Annotated in this window: 20 protein-coding genes; 11 read left to right on the forward strand and 9 right to left on the reverse strand. The window is 69.2% G+C overall.

Annotated elements, in window-relative coordinates:
- Positions 1-366: 366 nt before the first annotated feature.
- From HDA45_RS40995 to HDA45_RS41010, 4 genes are read right to left on the reverse strand one after another with little or no spacing between them, the layout of a single operon-like run.
- Positions 367-786 carry a TIGR03668 family PPOX class F420-dependent oxidoreductase gene (locus HDA45_RS40995; protein WP_184904795.1) on the reverse strand — a complete coding sequence of 140 codons (420 nt, stop codon included), beginning with the start codon at positions 784-786 and terminating at the stop codon, positions 367-369.
- 14 nt (positions 787-800) lie between these two features.
- Positions 801-1,424, reverse strand: a complete 624-nt coding sequence (locus HDA45_RS41000; protein ID WP_184904797.1) for a class I SAM-dependent methyltransferase — start codon at positions 1,422-1,424, stop codon at positions 801-803.
- Between the two features lie 47 nt (positions 1,425-1,471).
- Positions 1,472-2,359 (reverse strand): LD-carboxypeptidase, encoded by an 888-nt coding sequence (locus HDA45_RS41005; protein ID WP_184904799.1) that lies wholly within the window; start codon positions 2,357-2,359, stop codon positions 1,472-1,474.
- Positions 2,356-4,296, reverse strand: coding sequence for a prolyl oligopeptidase family serine peptidase (locus tag HDA45_RS41010; RefSeq protein WP_184904801.1), 1,941 nt, complete (start codon positions 4,294-4,296; stop codon positions 2,356-2,358). Before HDA45_RS41010 ends, HDA45_RS41005 begins: the two co-directional genes overlap by 4 nt.
- Before the next feature lie 144 nt (positions 4,297-4,440).
- Between HDA45_RS41010 and HDA45_RS41015 the strand changes: the two genes are divergently transcribed.
- From HDA45_RS41015 to HDA45_RS41040, 6 genes are all read left to right on the forward strand, one after another.
- On the forward strand, positions 4,441-5,016 hold the full coding sequence (locus tag HDA45_RS41015; RefSeq protein WP_184904803.1) for a DUF3090 domain-containing protein: 576 nt from the start codon (positions 4,441-4,443) through the stop codon (positions 5,014-5,016).
- A 4-nt stretch (positions 5,017-5,020) separates the two neighbouring features.
- A complete protein-coding gene (locus tag HDA45_RS41020) occupies positions 5,021-5,803 on the forward strand; it encodes an SCO1664 family protein (protein ID WP_184904805.1) in 783 nt (260 codons plus the stop codon).
- A complete protein-coding gene (locus tag HDA45_RS41025) occupies positions 5,788-6,681 on the forward strand; it encodes an aminoglycoside phosphotransferase family protein (protein WP_184904807.1) in 894 nt (297 codons plus the stop codon). The genes HDA45_RS41020 and HDA45_RS41025 overlap by 16 nt, the downstream gene beginning before the upstream one ends.
- Before the next feature lie 51 nt (positions 6,682-6,732).
- Positions 6,733-7,548 (forward strand): DUF3097 family protein, encoded by an 816-nt coding sequence (locus HDA45_RS41030; protein ID WP_184904809.1) that lies wholly within the window; start codon positions 6,733-6,735, stop codon positions 7,546-7,548.
- Positions 7,549-7,643: 95 nt separating this feature from the next.
- Positions 7,644-8,075: an NfeD family protein gene (locus HDA45_RS41035; protein ID WP_184904811.1), complete on the forward strand. Its 432-nt coding sequence runs from the start codon at positions 7,644-7,646 to the stop codon at positions 8,073-8,075.
- Positions 8,076-8,122: 47 nt separating this feature from the next.
- Positions 8,123-9,466, forward strand: coding sequence for an SPFH domain-containing protein (locus tag HDA45_RS41040; RefSeq protein WP_184906546.1), 1,344 nt, complete (start codon positions 8,123-8,125; stop codon positions 9,464-9,466).
- A gap of 180 nt (positions 9,467-9,646) precedes the next feature.
- Here HDA45_RS41040 and HDA45_RS41045 read toward each other — a convergent pair whose 3' ends face one another.
- Positions 9,647-10,186: a winged helix-turn-helix domain-containing protein gene (locus HDA45_RS41045; protein ID WP_184904813.1), complete on the reverse strand. Its 540-nt coding sequence runs from the start codon at positions 10,184-10,186 to the stop codon at positions 9,647-9,649.
- 68 nt (positions 10,187-10,254) lie between these two features.
- Here HDA45_RS41045 and HDA45_RS41050 point away from each other — a divergent pair, with 68 nt between their 5' ends.
- Together HDA45_RS41050 and HDA45_RS41055 are read left to right on the forward strand one after the other, a co-directional pair.
- Positions 10,255-11,595, forward strand: a complete 1,341-nt coding sequence (locus HDA45_RS41050; RefSeq protein WP_343072271.1) for a M20/M25/M40 family metallo-hydrolase — start codon at positions 10,255-10,257, stop codon at positions 11,593-11,595.
- The gene (locus HDA45_RS41055; protein ID WP_184904815.1) at positions 11,592-12,848 is read left to right on the forward strand and encodes an MFS transporter; all 1,257 of its coding nucleotides are present in this window, start codon (positions 11,592-11,594) and stop codon (positions 12,846-12,848) included. Before HDA45_RS41050 ends, HDA45_RS41055 begins: the two co-directional genes overlap by 4 nt.
- Here HDA45_RS41055 and HDA45_RS41060 read toward each other — a convergent pair.
- The 3 genes from HDA45_RS41060 to HDA45_RS41070 are packed head-to-tail and all read right to left on the reverse strand — an operon-like array spanning position 12,838 to position 15,226.
- Positions 12,838-13,200 carry a MerR family transcriptional regulator gene (locus HDA45_RS41060; protein WP_184904817.1) on the reverse strand — a complete coding sequence of 121 codons (363 nt, stop codon included), beginning with the start codon at positions 13,198-13,200 and terminating at the stop codon, positions 12,838-12,840. The two genes, HDA45_RS41055 and HDA45_RS41060, sit on opposite strands and share 11 nt — an antisense overlap.
- On the reverse strand, positions 13,197-14,645 hold the full coding sequence (locus tag HDA45_RS41065; protein WP_184904819.1) for a DHA2 family efflux MFS transporter permease subunit: 1,449 nt from the start codon (positions 14,643-14,645) through the stop codon (positions 13,197-13,199). The genes HDA45_RS41060 and HDA45_RS41065 overlap by 4 nt, the downstream gene beginning before the upstream one ends.
- The gene (locus HDA45_RS41070) at positions 14,642-15,226 is read right to left on the reverse strand and encodes an NADPH-dependent FMN reductase (RefSeq protein ID WP_184904821.1); all 585 of its coding nucleotides are present in this window, start codon (positions 15,224-15,226) and stop codon (positions 14,642-14,644) included. The genes HDA45_RS41065 and HDA45_RS41070 overlap by 4 nt, the downstream gene beginning before the upstream one ends.
- 102 nt (positions 15,227-15,328) lie before the next feature.
- Here HDA45_RS41070 and HDA45_RS41075 point away from each other — a divergent pair, with 102 nt between their 5' ends.
- The gene (locus HDA45_RS41075; RefSeq protein WP_184904823.1) at positions 15,329-15,808 is read left to right on the forward strand and encodes a pyridoxamine 5'-phosphate oxidase family protein; all 480 of its coding nucleotides are present in this window, start codon (positions 15,329-15,331) and stop codon (positions 15,806-15,808) included.
- Between the two features lie 4 nt (positions 15,809-15,812).
- Here the strand turns inward: HDA45_RS41075 and HDA45_RS41080 are convergent, their stop codons facing one another.
- Entirely contained in the window at positions 15,813-16,310 is a 498-nt protein-coding gene (locus HDA45_RS41080) for a hypothetical protein (protein ID WP_184904825.1), read from the reverse strand.
- A 64-nt stretch (positions 16,311-16,374) separates the two neighbouring features.
- Here HDA45_RS41080 and HDA45_RS41085 point away from each other — a divergent pair, with 64 nt between their 5' ends.
- Together HDA45_RS41085 and HDA45_RS41090 are read left to right on the forward strand one after the other, a co-directional pair.
- Positions 16,375-16,761: a VOC family protein gene (locus HDA45_RS41085; RefSeq protein WP_184904827.1), complete on the forward strand. Its 387-nt coding sequence runs from the start codon at positions 16,375-16,377 to the stop codon at positions 16,759-16,761.
- Positions 16,761-17,078: a metalloregulator ArsR/SmtB family transcription factor gene (locus HDA45_RS41090; protein WP_184904829.1), complete on the forward strand. Its 318-nt coding sequence runs from the start codon at positions 16,761-16,763 to the stop codon at positions 17,076-17,078. Before HDA45_RS41085 ends, HDA45_RS41090 begins: the two co-directional genes overlap by 1 nt.
- Positions 17,079-17,110 lie beyond the last annotated feature (32 nt).

Genomic DNA, 17,110 nt, shown 5'->3' on the forward strand with positions numbered 1-17,110 from the left:
ATCGTGCCGATGGTGGGCACTTTGCTTGAAGTACGTGAAGGCCCCCTTAGCGGGCTTGTGTTTGCTGACCTGCTGGTGTGTGTGGGTCCGGGTGTGGAGGTTTCAGGACGGTGACTCGCGCGACGGTAAACAAATGAAGGCCTCCTTCACTGCGTCTAATGCAGTGAAGGGGGCCTTCACGCGGCGCTGCCGTGGTTGGTGATGTCGTTGGGGCTAGAGGTGTTGTTCCGGGTCGGGTGAGGGAACTTCGAGGGACCCAGGGCCTCTCAAGGAGTCCTTCACGGAACAGCACCAAACTGTATAACGACCTATACGGCCCGGCGATCGGCATCGTGTTGCCGTGGAACGGCAACACGACAAAGAAGCTCAGGAAGAAGCACGCCAACCGCTCCAAGAGTGAACGAGCGTGCTCACCACGGCATGCGGAGCGGGCTGCGCCCCGTACTGCGGATACTTCTCCCGCAGCAGTCGAACGGGGAGTGCCTGCTCCTCGGGATCGGTCAGCACCCGGGCGACGCCGTCGGCCCGTGCCCACCACAGCTCGGCCCAGTCTTCGTCATAGCAGTCGGTCAGGAAGCTGACCACGGGGTTCCCGGCGATGTTCTTCAGCCGCCGCAACGCCGTCGTGCTCTTCGGCTTGTGATCGATCGCGAAAGCGACCGAATCGCCTTCGACGACGAACGTCACCGGCACGAGGTGAGGCAGGCCGTCCGAGCCTGCCGTCGCCAGCCTCGCGATCCGCTCGCCCTCGAACCGGGACCTGGCCTCCGCAGGCGTCAACCGCATACCGGCAACGGTACCTACGCCGAGCGTCGCACGCGGAGCACGTTGTCCGAACGCGTTCCCTGCTGGCCCTCCGGCCCCGGGAAGTCGCGTGTCACCACTTCCTGCAACTCCACGGTCCACCCGTCGGCCAGAGCCAGGGTTTCGAGTACTTCGGCGGGTGTCGGGAAGTGGAAGTCCTTGTGTGGTGGCTCTTCCAGCCATGTCGGCCAGCCCGCGTGGCCGGCGACGATCAGCGTGCCGCCCGGCGCCACTGCTTCGGAGGCGTGCCGGAGGGCCTTGTCCCGTTCGCCGTCCACGGCGACGGGGGAGTGGAAGAACTGCGCGGAGACGAGGTCGAAGCTGCCCTCCGGGAACGATTTCGCCAGGTCGTGGCGCTCCCAGACGATGCCGTCGGCGCCGGCTTCGGCCGCGTGCCCGGCGGCACGTTTCAGCGCGACGTCCGAGATGTCGACGGCGGTGACCCGCCATCCCCGTTGCGTGAGCCAGATCGCGTCGCCGCCTTCGCCGCATCCGAGATCGAGTGCCGCGCCCGGCGTCAGCTCGGCGACTTCGCGCACCAGGAGCGGGTTCGCCTTCCCGCTCCAGACCTGGTCCTTGTCCCGGTAGAAGTCTTCCCAGAACTGCTGTGTGGAGTCCATGACCGAAAGATGCCCCGGTATGGCCGAATCCGCCAGTCCCGTTGCCGTTATGGCAAAACGAGGAGCGTGCCCGTGTCGGCGTCGAGGGTGGCACGGGCGCCGAGGGGAATGGTCGGCGACGCCGGGACGTGCCCGAAGCCGAAGTCCCAGACCGTCGGCACGCCGAGCGGCCCCAGTCTGTCGAGCATCAGTTCGCGGATCGCCTCGGGATCGCCGCACGCGGTCCACGAGCCCAGCACGATCCCCTGGACGCCGTCGAACCAGCCGGAACGCAGCAACTGGGTCAGCATCCTGTCGATCCGGTACGCGCTCTCGGTGACGTCCTCCAGCAGCACGATCGCGTCCCGTGCCGAACCCTGCTCGGGAGTGCCGAGGCCCGAGGCCAGCAGGGCGAGGTTGCCGCCGATGAGTGTCCCGGTCGCGGTGCCCGGAACCAGTGGTGACCCTGTCGTCGAGGCGATCGTCCGCATCCCGTCCGGCTCGAACAGCGACATCCGCAGGTGCTCGGCGGCCACCGCGTCGAACAGCGTGGTCGCGGGCAAGGGGGAGAAGAGCGTCTCCAGTCCCAAGTGGACGTTCACGGCCCGGTGCAGCGCGGTCACGTCGCTCGACCCGGCGAACGTCTTGGGCCCGGTCGCCCGCAACGCCGCCCAGTCGACCAGGTCGATCATCCGCTGCGAGCCGTAGCCGCCGCGGGCGGCGAGGACACAGGTCACGCCGGGATCCAGCCAGGCCTGGGTGAACTCGGCGGCCCGCACCGCGTCCGGGGCCGACAGGTAGCCGGTGGGGGCCGCGCGGACGCACTCGCCGACGCGGACCTCGACACCCCAGCCGTGCAGCACGGGCAGTGTCTTCTCGACGAGCTCCGCGGGGACCGGACCCGCCGGGGCGACCAAGGCGATCGTGTCGCCGGGCCGCGTCTTCGGCGGCTTCACCGGCTCAACCGGAGCTTCGGGACGCCGGGCGTCTCGAAGCCGAAAACCTGGCCGTAGAACGACAACTCCGCTTCGAGCGCGGCCACGATCGTCTCCGCCTTCCGGAAGCCGTGCTGCTCGCCCTCGAACCTCAGATAGGCGTGATCGATGCCCCGCCCCGCCAGCCCCGCCACGAACCGGTCCGCCTGCTCGGGTGGGCAGATCTCGTCCTCGAGGCCCTGGAGGAACAACAGCGGACCGGCGAGCGTGTCCGCGTTGTTGATCGGCGAGCGATCCTTGTAGCGCTGCTCGGTCTCCGGCAGCGGCCCGATCAGCCCGTCGAGGTAGCGGGACTCGAAGTCGTGTGTCTCGCCGCCGTCCCCGGTCCATTGACCGAGGTCGAGGATCGGGTACATCACGGTGCCGGCGCGGTAGGTCGTCGTGGTGGTCAGTGACGCGGCGGAGGTGTACCCGCCCGCGCTGCCGCCGCGGATCGCCAGCCTGTCGCCGTCGACGGTGCCTTCGGCGGCGAGGGATTCGGCGACGACGGCGCAGTCCGCGACGTCGACGACACCCCATTGCTCCCGCAGCCGCTCGCGGTAGGCGCGTCCGTAGCCGGTGGAGCCGCCGTAGTTCACCGTGACGACGGCGATCCCGCGGCTGGTGAAGTAGGCGATCTCGTAGTCGAGCACCGCGCTGTCCCGGCCGGTGGGCCCGCCGTGCGGGTATACGAACAGCGGCGGCTTTTCCCCGTCCGGGGCGGTGAAGTCGGCGTTCGCGGGCAGGTAGACGAAGGCCGGGATCCGGTCGCCGTCGTCGGTCTTGAAGATCCGCTCCACGGGCGTCGACAGGTAGGCGGGTGACGGTGGTTCGGGCGCCGACGCGAGTTCGGTCACCGTCCCACGTTCGAGGTCGACCTTCACCACGGAGCCTTCGCGTTCCGGGCCTGCCGCGACGCCGACGACGCCGCCTTCGTGGACGGCGAAACCGTTGGTGGACCACGCGGTCAGGTCGGCGGCCGCCGCCACCGGGGTGACTTCACGCGTCGCCTCGTCGAGGACGGCGAGCCTGCCCGAGGCGATGACGGCGAACCGGCCGTCGCCGAGCGGAGTGAACCAGCGCGCGCCGAGTTTCCACTGCGCGCCGCCGATTTCCTGCTCGGACGGCGCCAGGTTCGTGACGGCGCCGTCGAGCCCGACGCGGTGCAGATTCCACCAGCCGTTCGGGTCGAGCAGCGCCAGGAGGCTGTCCGCGGACTCCCATTCGACCTGGCAGACGGCGACGTCGGCCGCGCCGGCGAGCACACGGTGCGGTCCGAAAGTCCCGTCCTCGCGGAGGTCGGCGACGCACAGTTCCGTGCCGTCCCAAGGCATCGCGGGGTGGTTCCAGCCGATCCACGCCGCACGCGCGCCATCGGGCGACAGGTGCGGTGCGGTGAGGAAGTGATGGCTGGCCGTCAGAACCCGTTCCGGGCCGCCGTCGAGAGGGACCGCGATGAGGTCCCGGGCGATGTCGACGCGCCTGGCGCCGGTGCTGCGTTCGCGTACCAGCCACACCTCGCCGGTACGGCCGGGGCGGAGGTCGCTGTAGCGGATTCCGTGCCGGGTCGCCGGTTCCGGGGTCAGTGGTGTCGTCTCGCCGGTGGTCAGGTCGCGGCGGTAGACGCGCTGATCCGCCCAGTGGGTGAAGACGAGGGTGTCGCCGAGTACGAGCCAGGGGCGGCCGCCGTACTCGTGGACGCGGTTCCGGACGTTCCAAGGAGCGGGAAGGACGTCTTCGACGGTGCCGTCCTCGCGGGACCTGACGAGGGTGACGCGGCCGCCCTCACCGGTTCTCGCTTCGGCCCACCAGACCTCGTCTCCCGCCGTTCCGAGCCATTGCGCGCTGACTCCCGACGCCGCGACATCGGCGGCTGACAGGGGAGACGTCCAGGTGCCGTAAGGGGCGATCTCAACCACAGCTGAAGACTAGGTTCGCCCCTTTGTCCGCGACGGGCCGGGGCACGGCTCGGACGGGCTGTTCTGTCCAGCGGTTTCGCCCTGGGCGGAACCGTGGGGCGGCGGATGCCGATCATGGGCCTGTGGCCTAGGGTCAAAGGTGCCATGTCTCGCGTAATCCACGTCTTCCGCCAGCCCGACCGGTTCGTCGCAGGAACCGTCGGTGAGCCCGGCGACCGCACGTTCTACCTCCAGGCGTCCGAGGACGTCCGCACGATCAGTGTGACGATCGAAAAACAGCAGGTCGTGGTCTTGGCCGAAAGGCTCAGCTCGCTGCTGGAAGAGGTCGCCAACCGATTCGGCGCGGACGTACCGGACGACGCGCCCGACGAGCTCCTCGACGTCGACCCCTTGACCGTGCCGGTCGAGGAGGAGTTCCGCGTCGGCACGATGGGCCTCGGCTGGGACGCCGACAGCAGCGCCGTCGTCATCGAGCTGCTCGCGATGACCGAAGGCGAGGTGGACGAAACGGTCGTTCTGGACGACACCGAAGAGGGGCCGGACGCGGTCCGCGTCTTCCTGACCCCCGGCGCGGCGCGCGCGTTCGCCGAACGAGCCGACAGGGTGGTCAACGCCGGCCGCAAACCGTGTCCGCTGTGCGCCGAGCCGCTCGATCCGGCGGGGCACATCTGCCCGCGGCAGAACGGGTACCGCCGCGACGTCGACGTCCTCGAGGACTGACAGGGTGACGGAGACCTCACGGGAACTGGTGACGCGCGGCAAGATCGACGTCGAAGGCAGGCTCGTCGACGCCTCCAACGTCACGCTGTTCTGCACGATCGAGCTCGACGGCGTGACAGGCAACGTCGTGTACAAGCCGGTGTCGGGCGAGCGGCCGTTGTGGGACTTCCCGGACGGGACGCTCGCGGGCCGCGAGGTCGCGACGGCGATGGTCGCCGATGCTTCCGGGCTCGGCGCGATCCCGCCGACGGTGCTGCGCGACGGGCCGTTCGGCCCCGGCATGGTGCAGCTGTGGATCGAGACCACCGAAGAGGAACTGGTCGACGTGCGGCCCCCGGAGGGGCTGCCGGACGACTGGCGCGTCGTACTGCACGCCCACGATCGCGACGGTGAGCCCGCGGTGCTCGCGCACGCGGACCGGCAGGGGATGCGGGAACTGGCCTTGCTCGACATCGTGGTCAACAACACCGACCGCAAGGGCGGCCACGTGCTCGCCGGTGCCGACGGCCGGATCTACGGCGTGGATCACGGGATCTGCCTGCACACCGATCCGAAGCTGCGGACGGTGCTGTGGGGCTGGATCGGGGAGCGGCTGACCGAAGCCGAGGTCGGCAAGTTGCGCGGTCTGCGCGAGCAGCTGGACGGCGAGCTCGGTGACGCGCTCGGCGAGCACCTCACCGGCTTCGAGATCCGTGCGCTGGCCGAGCGCACCGAACTGCTTCTGGCAGCGGGTGTCTTCCCCGAGCCGGGCGACGACTGGCGCGCCATCCCGTGGCCGTTGTTCTGATCGACGATCCGGCTCGCGCGCGCCTGATCACGCGATTCGGTGAAGGCGTCGCGGCCTGGTGTGACGCTCTGCCCGCGCTCGTGGCGCGGTTGTCGAAGCAGTGGGGTCTCACCGTCGTCGGCGCGAAACCGGGCAACACCGGCCGCACCTTGATCTGCGTGGGGGACGACGGCGCGAAGAAGGTCCTCAAGCTGACCCCGGAGCACGCGATCGCCGAGTCCGAGGCCGCCGCGCTGCGGGCGTGGGACGGATGCTCGAGGGTCGCGCAGGTCCTCGCCACCGAGCTCGCCGACGGTGCGATCCTGCTGGAAGGCATCGATCCCGGTACGCAGCTGCTGGAGGCCGGCACGGACGTCCCGTGGGCCGAAGTCGGCGATCTGCTGACCCAGATCCACGCGGTGACGCCGCCGTCCGGATTTTCGGCGCTGGAGGACCGTGTCGTCTTCATGTACCGGCTCGCCGAGCGTGGGCTGCGGGGATCGGTGGCCGAAGCGACGCTGTCACTGGAAACCCTCGATCGCGCCCGGCTGCGGGCACTCGCCCTCGCGACCAGCGGGGGAGGGACCTCGATCGTGCACGGCGACCTGCATCCCGGCAACGTTCTCGACGGCGGGCCCGGCAGGGGCGCGGTCGCCATCGACCCTCGTCCGAGCGTCGGCGATCCGTCGTTCGATCTGGCCGACTGGGTCACGCTGCCGATGGCCGCCGGTGGCACGCTCGAGGACGGCTTCGACGCCATCGCGCCGCACTTGCCGGGTTTCGACGCCGAGCGCGTCCGGGCGTGGTGTGTCGCGCTGTCGCCGCTGTTCGTGATGCGCCCGCTCGAACGGGGTGAACGGACCTCGTTCGTCGAAGCGATGCTCCGGATGGCGGCCTGACCGGCGTGGCGGGGAGACGCTGACCCCGGGGCACCGCTAGCGTCGTCCGCCGTGCGCTCTCATTCGTATGACGACGTGCTGTCCGGTCCGCGCAAGCGGAAGATCCCCGAGGTGCCCGCCGAACCGGGCCTCGTGGTCGAAGACCCGGCCAGCGGGTACTGCGGCGCCGTGGTGAAGATCGAGTACGGCAACGTCGTGCTGGAGGACAGGCACGGCAAGCATCGTGTGTTCCCGTTGAACCCCGCGGGTTTCCTGCTCGAAGGCAAACCGGTCACGCTGGTGCCGTTCAAGGCGGCCCCGAAGACCCCGGCCAAGCGGATCTCCGCGTCCGGGTCGGTCCAGGTCCAGGGACTCAAGGCCCGGGTCGCGCGCGATTCGCGCATCTGGGTGGAGGGCAAGCACGACGCCGAACTCGTCGAGCGGGTCTGGGGACACGACCTTCGGGTCGAAGGCGTGGTGGTGGAACCACTCGATGGTGTGGATGTGCTGTCCGACTGCATCGGCGATTTCGGCACCGGGCCCGGCCGTCGTCTCGGCGTGCTGGTCGACCACCTGGTCGCGGGCAGCAAGGAGTCCCGGATCGTCGACGGGATCCGCGACGAGAACGTGCTGATCACGGGGCATCCCTACATCGACATCTGGGAAGCGGTGAAACCGTCGGTGGTCGGCATCCGTGCCTGGCCGAAGATCCCGCGCGGCACGGAGTGGAAACAGGGCATCTGCGACGCGCTCGGATGGGGTGAGCCGTGGGAGGGCTGGCAGCGGGTCCTGGCGGCTGTCGGCAGCTACCGGGATCTGGAAACGCCGCTGATCGGAGCGGTGGAGCGGCTCATCGACTTCGTCTCCGACCCGGGCGAGGACTCCTGAATGACCGGTTTGCGTGGGGTCACTCAAGGTCACGCGTCGGTCACGTCAGTTTCGCTTCTTCGGTATGAATCGGCGCGATCTGGGAGCATGAACGCATGACAGGCGCTCTCATCTGGCTGATCGCCGGCATCCTCCTGATCATCGCCGAGCTGCTCTCGGGTGACTTGTTCCTGCTCATGGTCGGTGTCGGAGCCCTGTTCGGGGCAGGTTCGGCCGCGCTGACCGGGAACCCGTTCATCGACGTCGCGGTGTTCGCCATCGCTTCGGTCGGGATGCTCGCCCTCGTCCGCCCGACCCTCAAACGCCGGTTCCTGTCGGGGCCGGACATCAAGACCAACACCGACGCGCTGATCGGCGCGCGGGCGGTAGTAGTGTCCACTGTGGACGGCGAAGGCGGCCAGGTGAAGCTGGCGGGCGACGTCTGGTCGGCACGGTGCATGACCGACGGCGAACCGATCGCCCCGGGGACGTCGGTGACGGTCGTCGAGATCGCGGGCGCCACGGCGGTCGTTTCGGCCGCGGTGTGAGCACGGCAAAGGGTTTCTACGTTAGGGGAAGGTAGTTGTCAGAGACAGTGGTGTTCATCGTCGTCGGGCTGCTCGCGTTGTTCGTGGTCGTCGTCGTGGTCAAGGCGATCATGGTGGTGCCACAGGCGCAGTCCGCTGTGATCGAACGGCTGGGCCGGTTCCGGACGGTGGCTTCTCCCGGCCTGACGTTTCTGGTGCCCTTCCTGGACAAGGTGCGGGCGCGGATCGACCTCCGCGAGCAGGTGGTCTCGTTCCCGCCCCAGCCGGTGATCACCGAGGACAACCTGACCGTGTCCATCGACACGGTCGTGTACTTCCAGGTCACCGACTCGCGGGCGGCGGTCTACGAGATCTCGAACTACATCGTCGGTGTGGAGCAGCTGACCACCACGACGCTGCGAAACGTCGTCGGTGGCATGAGCCTCGAGCAGACGCTGACCTCGCGTGACTCGATCAACAGCCAGTTGCGTGGCGTGCTCGACGAGGCCACCGGCCGGTGGGGCATCCGCGTCGCGCGAGTCGAGCTGAAGGCGATCGACCCGCCGCCCTCCATCCAGGACTCGATGGAGAAGCAGATGCGCGCCGACCGTGAGAAGCGCGCGATGATCCTGACCGCCGAAGGTCAGCGGGAATCGGCGATCAAGACCGCGGAAGGTCAGAAGCAGAGCCAGATCCTCGCGGCCGAAGGTGCCAAGCAGGCGGCGATCCTGAGCGCGGAGGCCGAGCGGCAGTCGCGGATCCTGCGGGCACAGGGTGAACGTGCCGCGCGGTACCTGCAGGCGCAGGGTCAGGCGAAGGCCATCGAGAAGGTCTTCGCGGCGATCAAGGCCGGACGTCCCACGCCCGAGGTCCTGGCGTACCAGTACCTGCAGACCCTGCCGCAGCTGGCGCAGGGCGACGCGAACAAGGTCTGGATGATCCCGAGCGACTACGGCAAGGCCCTGGAGGGCTTCGCCCGCGCGCTCGGCGCCCCCGGCGACGATGGCGTGTTCCGCTACGAGCCGCCGAAGGAAGACCACATCGAGAAGCCGGACCTCGAGGACGAAGAGGTCCAGGGCTGGTTCGACGTCTCCAGCGACCCGAAGGTCGCCGAGGCCGTCGCGGCCGCGGAAGCCGTGGCGCGCAAGGAGGTTCCTGCGCTCGGTGTCGCGACGCCGCGGCAGGAGCCGCCGGCCCCGCGTCAGGTTCCCAAGGCCGCTCCGGAGCCGGAGGCGGCCCCGGAGCCGCAGCAGGCTCCGCCGCCCTCGCAGCTGCCGCAGCCCCAGCCGCCCGCCGGTCCGCAGGGAGGCGCGTACCAGGGGCCTCCGGGACAGGCGCCGGGTGGTAGCGGGCCGTTCCCGCGTCAGGGTCCGTTCGGCGGACCGCAGGGTGGGCCGCCGCCGCAGCGCTGAGTACAGATCCGAAAAGGGCCGTCCCGTCCGGGGCGGCCCTTTTCGCGTACTTCACGTGATCGAGCGCCGCACTCGCGTGATTGGACCCGGAACTCGCGTGTGCGGCGTGTGATCACGCGAGTTCCGCCTCTGATCACACGAGTGCGGCGCCTGATCACGCGAGACCGGCGTGAGTCGGCCTCAGGACCCGGGGGACTCGTGGCGTTCGGCGGCGTTCCACAGGATGGCGATGGGTGTCCCGCCGGATTTCTCCCGACCGGCGAACTCGTCGAGGAGCGCGTCGACCCTGCTGTTCAGTTCCGCCTGGTCGCCCGGATCCAGTCGCAGGACGGCCCGGCGGGTGTGCTGGGGGATGGACGGGTCGTTCTCGCTGATCTCCGCGCGGTGCGCGTCGAGGATGGCGAGGTCGACCTTGGCCGTGAGGTGGCGGTCGTTCTTCGGTTCGAGGTCGAGGCGCCACGTCTTTTTGGTCGCCCGGTAGGGATGTTCCCAGGCCCCTTTGGGTCCTCGGCGTGGCTCCTCGGCCACGAGGAATCCGGTCGACGTCAGCACTCGCAGCCTGCGCAGGAGCGTGGCGGGTGCGACGTCGAGGCGTTCGGCGAGTTGCTGGTTGGTCCAGGCCGTGTCCAGGCACAGCCGCAGGATGCGCCAGCTCAGCGGGTGGGAGAGCGCGCGCAACTCGTCGGGTGTCGCCGCTGGGTGCTCGGTCTGTCCGGCCATTGACAGCACTGTAATCGATTCGCATACTCGAAATCAATTTCACTCGATGAAATCGATGAGGAGTCGATGTGGACTCGGTCAGGGAATACGTGCGGCAACACCGGGCGCGGCACGAGCAGGAGCTCGCCGACTGGATCGCGGTGCCCAGCGTGAGCGCCACGGGCGAGGGTATGGAACGGGCCACGCCCTACGCGCTGGAGCTGCTGGAACGCAGCGGGCTGGACGCCCGGATCGTCGACACCGGCGGCTGGCCGCTGGTCGTCGGGCACGCCGCGGGGCCGCCCGATCGCCCGCACGTGGTGATCTACGGGCACTACGACGTCCAGCCCGCGGGCCCGCTGGAGGAATGGCACAGCCCGCCGTTCGAGGCGACCATCCGCGACGGCCGCATGTACGGGCGCGGAACCGGCGACAACAAGGGGCAGCATCTCGCGCAACTCCTCGCACTCCGGGCCCTGCGCGACATCGACGGGGGTCTGCCGTGCTCGGTGACCGTCCTGCTCGACGGCGAGGAAGAGATCGGCAGCCCGCATCTGACCGGCACGCTCACGACGATGCGGGAGGAACTGGCCGCAGACCTCGCGGTGTGGAGCGACGGCCCGGTGCACGACAGTTACGAGCCGACTGTCGCGCTCGGCGTGCGCGGTGCCGTGGCCTTCGAGATCACCGTGCGCGGCGCGAACAGCGCGCTGCATTCCGGGAACTGGGGCAACGTCGCGCCGAATCCGGCCTGGGAGCTGACCTGGCTGCTGTCGACCATGCGCGCCCCTGACGGCCGGGTGACCGTCGACGGCTACGACGCGGGCGTGACGCCCTTGACCGACGCCGAGCTCGACGCGTTGCGGGCACTGCCGATCGACCCGGCCGCGATGCTCGCGGGAGCCGGACTGGACCGGATGGATGCGGGCCACGGCCAGGACGTCAACGAGCGACTCGCGACGCCCACGTTCAGCATCAACTCGCTGACCTGCAGAGACAACGACGAGCACCGGACGGTCATCCCGTCCGTCGCGGTGGCGCGCTGCGATCTGAGGCTGGCTTGCGGGCAACGATCGGAAACGGTCATCGCCGCGCTCCGCGCTCACATCGAGAAACACTTGCCGCATGCCGAACTGCGCTTCGGGGCGATCATGGAGGCGTCCCGCACCCTGCCGGACGCGCCGTACGCCGACCTCGTGCTGCGCGGGGTGACCGAGGCGCACGGGAAGCAGGCGCTGGCCGTCCCCGCACTGGGCGGCAGCCTGCCGATCGCGGCGCTCACCGACGGTCTGGCGCTGCCCTGCTACGGCATCGCGCTGGCGAACGTCGACGAACGCAACCACGCGCCGAACGAGAACTTCGAACTGCACCGGTTCCACCAAGGCATCGTGACCGCGGCCGGCGTCCTGTCCAGCATCGGACGACGATGAACGCGACTGTCCGGATCGTCGCGGCCGCCTCGACGGGGAACATGCTGGAATGGCTGAGCTTCACCGCTTACGCCTTGGTCGCCGACGTCATCGCGCGGCAGTTCTTCCCGTCGGCGAATCCGGTGACGTCGTTGATGCTGGCGCTGGGGACCGCCGTGGCCGCGTACCTGGCCCGTCCGGTCGGCGCGGTGGTGCTGGGTGTCTACGCCGACCGGGCCGGAAGGCTGGCGGCGTTGACCGTGGCCATCCGGCTGATGACCCTCGGCTCGCTCCTGATCGTGCTCCTGCCCGGCTATCAGGAGATCGGCGTGTTCGCCCCGATCGGGATGCTGCTCGCGCTGCTGATCCAAGGATTCTCCGCGGGCGGCGAGTTCGGCTCCGCGACCGCGCTGCTCGTCGAGAGTCACGCCGGGCGGCGCGGCTTCATGGGGAGCTGGCAAACCGCCAGCCAGGCGTTCGCGGTCCTGCTCGCCACAGGACTCCTCGCGACCACGAGCGCCTTCCTCAGTCCCGCGCAGTTCGACGCGTGGGGCTGGCGGATACCGTTCGCGGTCGCCCTGCTCCTGGGCCCGGCCGGTTACTACATCCGCACCCGGCTGCGAGACTCGCCCGAGTTCACCACCGCGCGCGCCGCGTCCGACCCCGGACCGGCCCGCCCGCTGGTCGAGCTCCTGCGCAACGACAAGGCACGGGTGCTGCTGGTCATGGGCATGATCGCGATCTCGACGGGATTCTCCTACCTGATCACCTACATGCCGACGTTCGCCATCCGGCAGCTCGGCATGTCGCCGTCGACGAGTTTCACCGCGACGTTCGTGACCGGTGTCATCCTCACCGTGTTCACCCCCGTGGCCGGGCACCTCTCCGACAAGATCGGGAGAACCCGGATGCTCACCGCGGCCGCCGTCGTCATCGCCCTCATCGCCATCCCGCTGTTCCTGCTCATCCGCGCCGTCCCGGAAATGGTCACCTTGGTGGTGGCACTGGCGGTGATGGGCCTGGTCAAAGCCTGGTACGCGGGCCCCCTGCCCGCGGCCATGGCCGAGATGTTCCCGGTCGGCAACCGGGGAACCGGGCTGTCGATCAGCTACAACGTCGGGGTGATCCTCTTCGGCGGAGTCACGCCGCTTGCCATCACCCTGCTGATCTCGGCCACCGGCTCCACGCTGGCGCCCAGCTACTGGATCACCGCGCTCGCCCTGCTCAGCGGGACCTGCGTGCTGCTCGCGCGCCGATACCGGTTCAGTTCGTGAGGAAGCCGAGCGTGCGGTACTCGTCGACCACGGTGGTGAGTTCGGCGATGCGGGCCCGGCCGGCGTCGATGAGTCGTTGCCCGGCTTGGGACCACTTCTCGAGGTCGGAGGACATCGGCGGGATCTCGGCCAGGATCTTCGCGCTTTCGGCGAGGCTGAGCCCGACCCGCTGGGCGGCGACCGCGAGCCGGATCCGGCAGATGGCGTCGACCGTGAACCGGCGTGCGTTGCCCGCGGTGCGCTCGGCGGTGATCACGCGGTAGCGCTCGTAGTACCGGACGGCGTTGGCCGAGACCCCGGCCCGGCTCGCGACCTCACCGATCGTGAGCCGGGCCGGGGTCTGCGTCGTCATGCCGTGCTCCCCACTGTGGCGGGTTCCGTCACCGGGGCGGACGGGGTCCTCAGCCTGACCACCAGGGCGATCACCATGATCGCGAGGACACCGACGAGGGTCACCCGGTACGCGGAGACGATCTCCGCGGTGAGCGCCGCGCCGGCCGCGGGTTCGCTCAGCGCCGCCAGACCCCGTCCTCCGGTGGCCGTCGCGATCAACCCGGTGAACGTCGCGCTCACCGCCGCGGTGCCGACCGCGGTCGCGATGGTGCTGGCCAAGGGAAGGATCGCGGAACCGGACGCGAGGTCCGGGCCGAGCAGGTTCCGGCCGGCGCTCACGATGGTGGGCATCATGATCGCTCCGGTGCCCGCTCCCTGGATCACCCCCAAGACCGCCAGCACCGTGTACGGCGTATCGGGCGTGAGGACGAGCGCGGTCAGTCCGGTCGAGGCGATCGCCAGGCCCAGCCCGGTCCCGACGACGATCCGCGGGCCGAAGCGTTCCAGGACACGGGCGGCGAACTGGATGCTGAGGCCCATCCCGATCGTGCCCGGCACCATCATCAGCGCGCTGACCATGGTCGAGTCCCCGCGCATGATCTGGATGTAGGCGGGCATCAGCAACATCGAGCCGAAGTACGGCGCGGCGTACAGGACGAGGACAGCGGCGTTGCGCCCGAACGTCCGGTCACGCAGGAGACGGACGTTCAGCAGCGGCGCGCGATGACCCCACGACCGGCGTACGAACACGGCCACGAGACCCAGTCCGATCAGGATGATCGCCGCGCGAACCCCTACGGCGGTGTTCTCTTCGCTGAAGCCGTAGGCCACCGCGACGACGCCGGGGACGAGCATCAGACCACCCACGAGGTCGATCGGGGTGCGTTCGGCCGACGGCGTCTCGGCGGGCACCCACCGCAGCACGCCCACGACGGCGAGCAAAGCGGGCGGAACGGTGATGAAGAACAGCGCCCGCCACGAGAGGCTGTCCAGCAGGACACCGCCGAGCAACGGACCGAGGATCGGCCCGATCAGCAGGGGCAGCCCGGTGATCGTGGTCATCCGGCCCCGGCGTTCCGGCGACACCGCGCCGAAGCCGATGGTCATTCCCAAGGGGTTGATCAGACCGCCGGCGAGGCCCTGTACCGCTCGTGCGGCGATCAGCCATCCCAGGTCGCCCGCTACTCCGGCGGCCGCGGACGACGCCGCGAACACGAGCAGCGCGGCCAGGTACACCCGGCGGGCTCCCCAGCGTTGGGCGAAGGTCGCCGCGAGCGGCATCGCCGCGACCATGCCGAGTGCGTAAGCGGTCACGATCCACTGGATCGTGGTGAGTGACGCGGAAAAGGTCGTCATGAACTGCGGCAGCGCGACCGCGACGATCGTGGTGTCGAGAACGGCCATCAGCCCGCCGAGTGCGATCACCGCCGCGATACGGAGTTCTTGCCGGGTCAGCCGGTTCATGCCGCACTCTCCTGAACCGCGGCCCGTCCGGCGCGCAGAGTGTGGGCCCACCAGCCGAGCTCGGTCATCGTCGCGGTCAGCGCGGCGCGCTCGCCTTCGGTGGCCTCGTACCCGTTCGGGCCCAGACGGGTCCACGGCGCGTTCAGCAGTACCGCGTCACGGGTGGTGGTGGCCCTCAGCTCCGGGAAGATCAGCCGCAGCTGCTCGATCGCGCGGATACCGCCCGAACCGGCGCCGTAGCCGACGAACCCGACGGGTTTGTACGCCCATTCGACGAAATGCCAGTCGATCGCGTTCTTCAGGGCGGCGGGGAAACTGTGGTTGTACTCCGGGGTGAGGACCAGATAGGCGTCGGCCGCGTGAAGCCTGCCGCTGATGACCGTTTCGGTGCCGCCAGGGCGAGTTCCCTGGAGCGGGAGATCGATGTCGGCGAGGTCGATCGGATCGACCTCCAGGCCGTCGATGGCGGCCAGTTCGGTCAGCAGCCAGTCCGTGATGGCGTCGGCGAACCGTTCGTGCCGGACGCTGCCGATGATCACAGCGAGGCGAAGCGGGGACTGTGCGGTGGTTTCCGTGTTCATGCCGATGACGCTAAAAGCTCGCCCATAGGTGAACTCAAGCCGTTTGCGGCCCTGCTCACGATCTCTGGACCTCTATCAAGGTCGAGGTTGTACGGTGCCGCCATGGAGCGACCGGGATTCGATGTGCAAGGGTTCTTGGGCGAACGCGAACGCCCGGCCAGTGTTGCGACGACGACCCGCCGCGGCACGCCCGCTTTGGCGATGATGTGGTTCGTGGCCGAGGAAAACCGGCTCTGGTTCCACACACCTGAAGGTCGGCCGGCGCCGTTCCTCGACGCGGCCCGGCTCTGTCGTGATGTCGCGGTCATGGTCGCGACCTTCGCCCCGCCGGACGACGTCCGTCAGGTGCGCCTGACCGGACCTGCCCGACTCGAGTCGAAGGAACTCCCGCGAATCCGCCGCATCTACGAGCGCTACATCCCGGAGTGGACGGACTCCTGGGCGGCGCACGCGGCTTCGCCGGACGCGGTGCTGTGGTCGATGGCGCCGGAACGCGGGATGGCCGTGGCGTTTCCGGATCTGGAGAACACGCCGGTGTTCCGCTGGGACGACATTGCCGAGTACACCCGGATCGGATCCTGAGTGATCAGCCCCCGAAGGCCGCCGTTGTGGCATGGACGCGGAGTTCCTCGAGCTCGTCGATCTGACGCCGCGCCCGGTCGAGAAGATCGTCCAGCCGTCCGGTGTCGAGACGGGGATCGATGTCCGCGCGCACCCGCAGGGTCCGCCAGCCCGCCGCCTTGCCCTCGACGCCGAGGCGCATCAGCTCGAGTTCTTCCACCACGCTCAACGGGGATCGTGAGACGAGCCGCCCGTTCGGCTTGAGCCGTCCCACCTTCTCGCCTGCCCAGGCCGCCGCGGTCTTGTAGCGGCGCACCGGTACCTCCAAGGCGGACATGCAGGTCAGCAGGGCGGCCCGGTCGTCGGCGATCTCTTCGGCGAGCCTGCTCAGCACCGCTTCTCCCGGCTGTCCGCGTTCGGCTGTGGCGAGCCGTTTGGCGAGTTCGGCGCCGGCGGTCGCGCCCGCCAGATGGTCGTTGAGATAGATGCCGAGCAGAGCGGGATCGGGGTGAGTGTCGGCCATATCCAGGGCATACCCGGCACCCGTCGATTGACACGTAGGTAATCTCCTACGTATGGTCGCCGGTATGAACATCGATCGCGTCCAGTTCCTCACCGTGCCGGTCTCGGATCAGGCCAAGGCACGGGACTTCTACGTCGGCAAGCTCGGCTTCGATCTGTTCGTCGACGTCAGCGGTCCACACGGTCAGTTCGTCATGGTCGGCCCCAAGAGGGCGGAAACCGGGCTCGTCCTGGTCGACCGAGCCGTCGGCGGGCTCGATCTCGACACCCGGGTGCACTTCCAGCTGAGCACCGCCGACGTCGATGCCGACATCGCCGAGCTCCGCGCCCAAGGTGTCGACGTCGAGGACGCGGAGGAAATGCCGTGGGGTCGCGTGACGTCCGTGAAGGATCCTGACGGCAATGTGATGGGGCTGCTCCAGCCGTCGGGCTACGGGAACTGGCCGCGCTAGTGCCGGTCAACGACGACGTCTTCGCCGCGCTCGCCAACCCCGCCCGCCGCGAGGTGCTGGGCATCCTTCTCAGCGGCCCGCGGGCGGCGGGGGAGATCGCCGAGCGCTTCGACATGCGGCGACCCAGTCTGTCCGAACACCTTCGGGTGCTGCGGGAGGCGGGGCTCGTCCGAGAAGAGCGCCAGGGTCGCAATCGCGTCTACTCCTTGGAAGCCGCCCCGTTGCGGGAAGTCTCGGACTGGCTCTCGCCGTACGAGCGGTACTGGCGCGGCAAGCTGGACGGATTGCGTGACCTGCTGGACGAGGAGGACTTCTGAACGGCGAGGATCCGACGGCCATCCACGTCGAC

Source organism: Amycolatopsis umgeniensis (genome assembly GCF_014205155.1).
GTDB lineage: Bacteria > Actinomycetota > Actinomycetes > Mycobacteriales > Pseudonocardiaceae > Amycolatopsis > Amycolatopsis umgeniensis.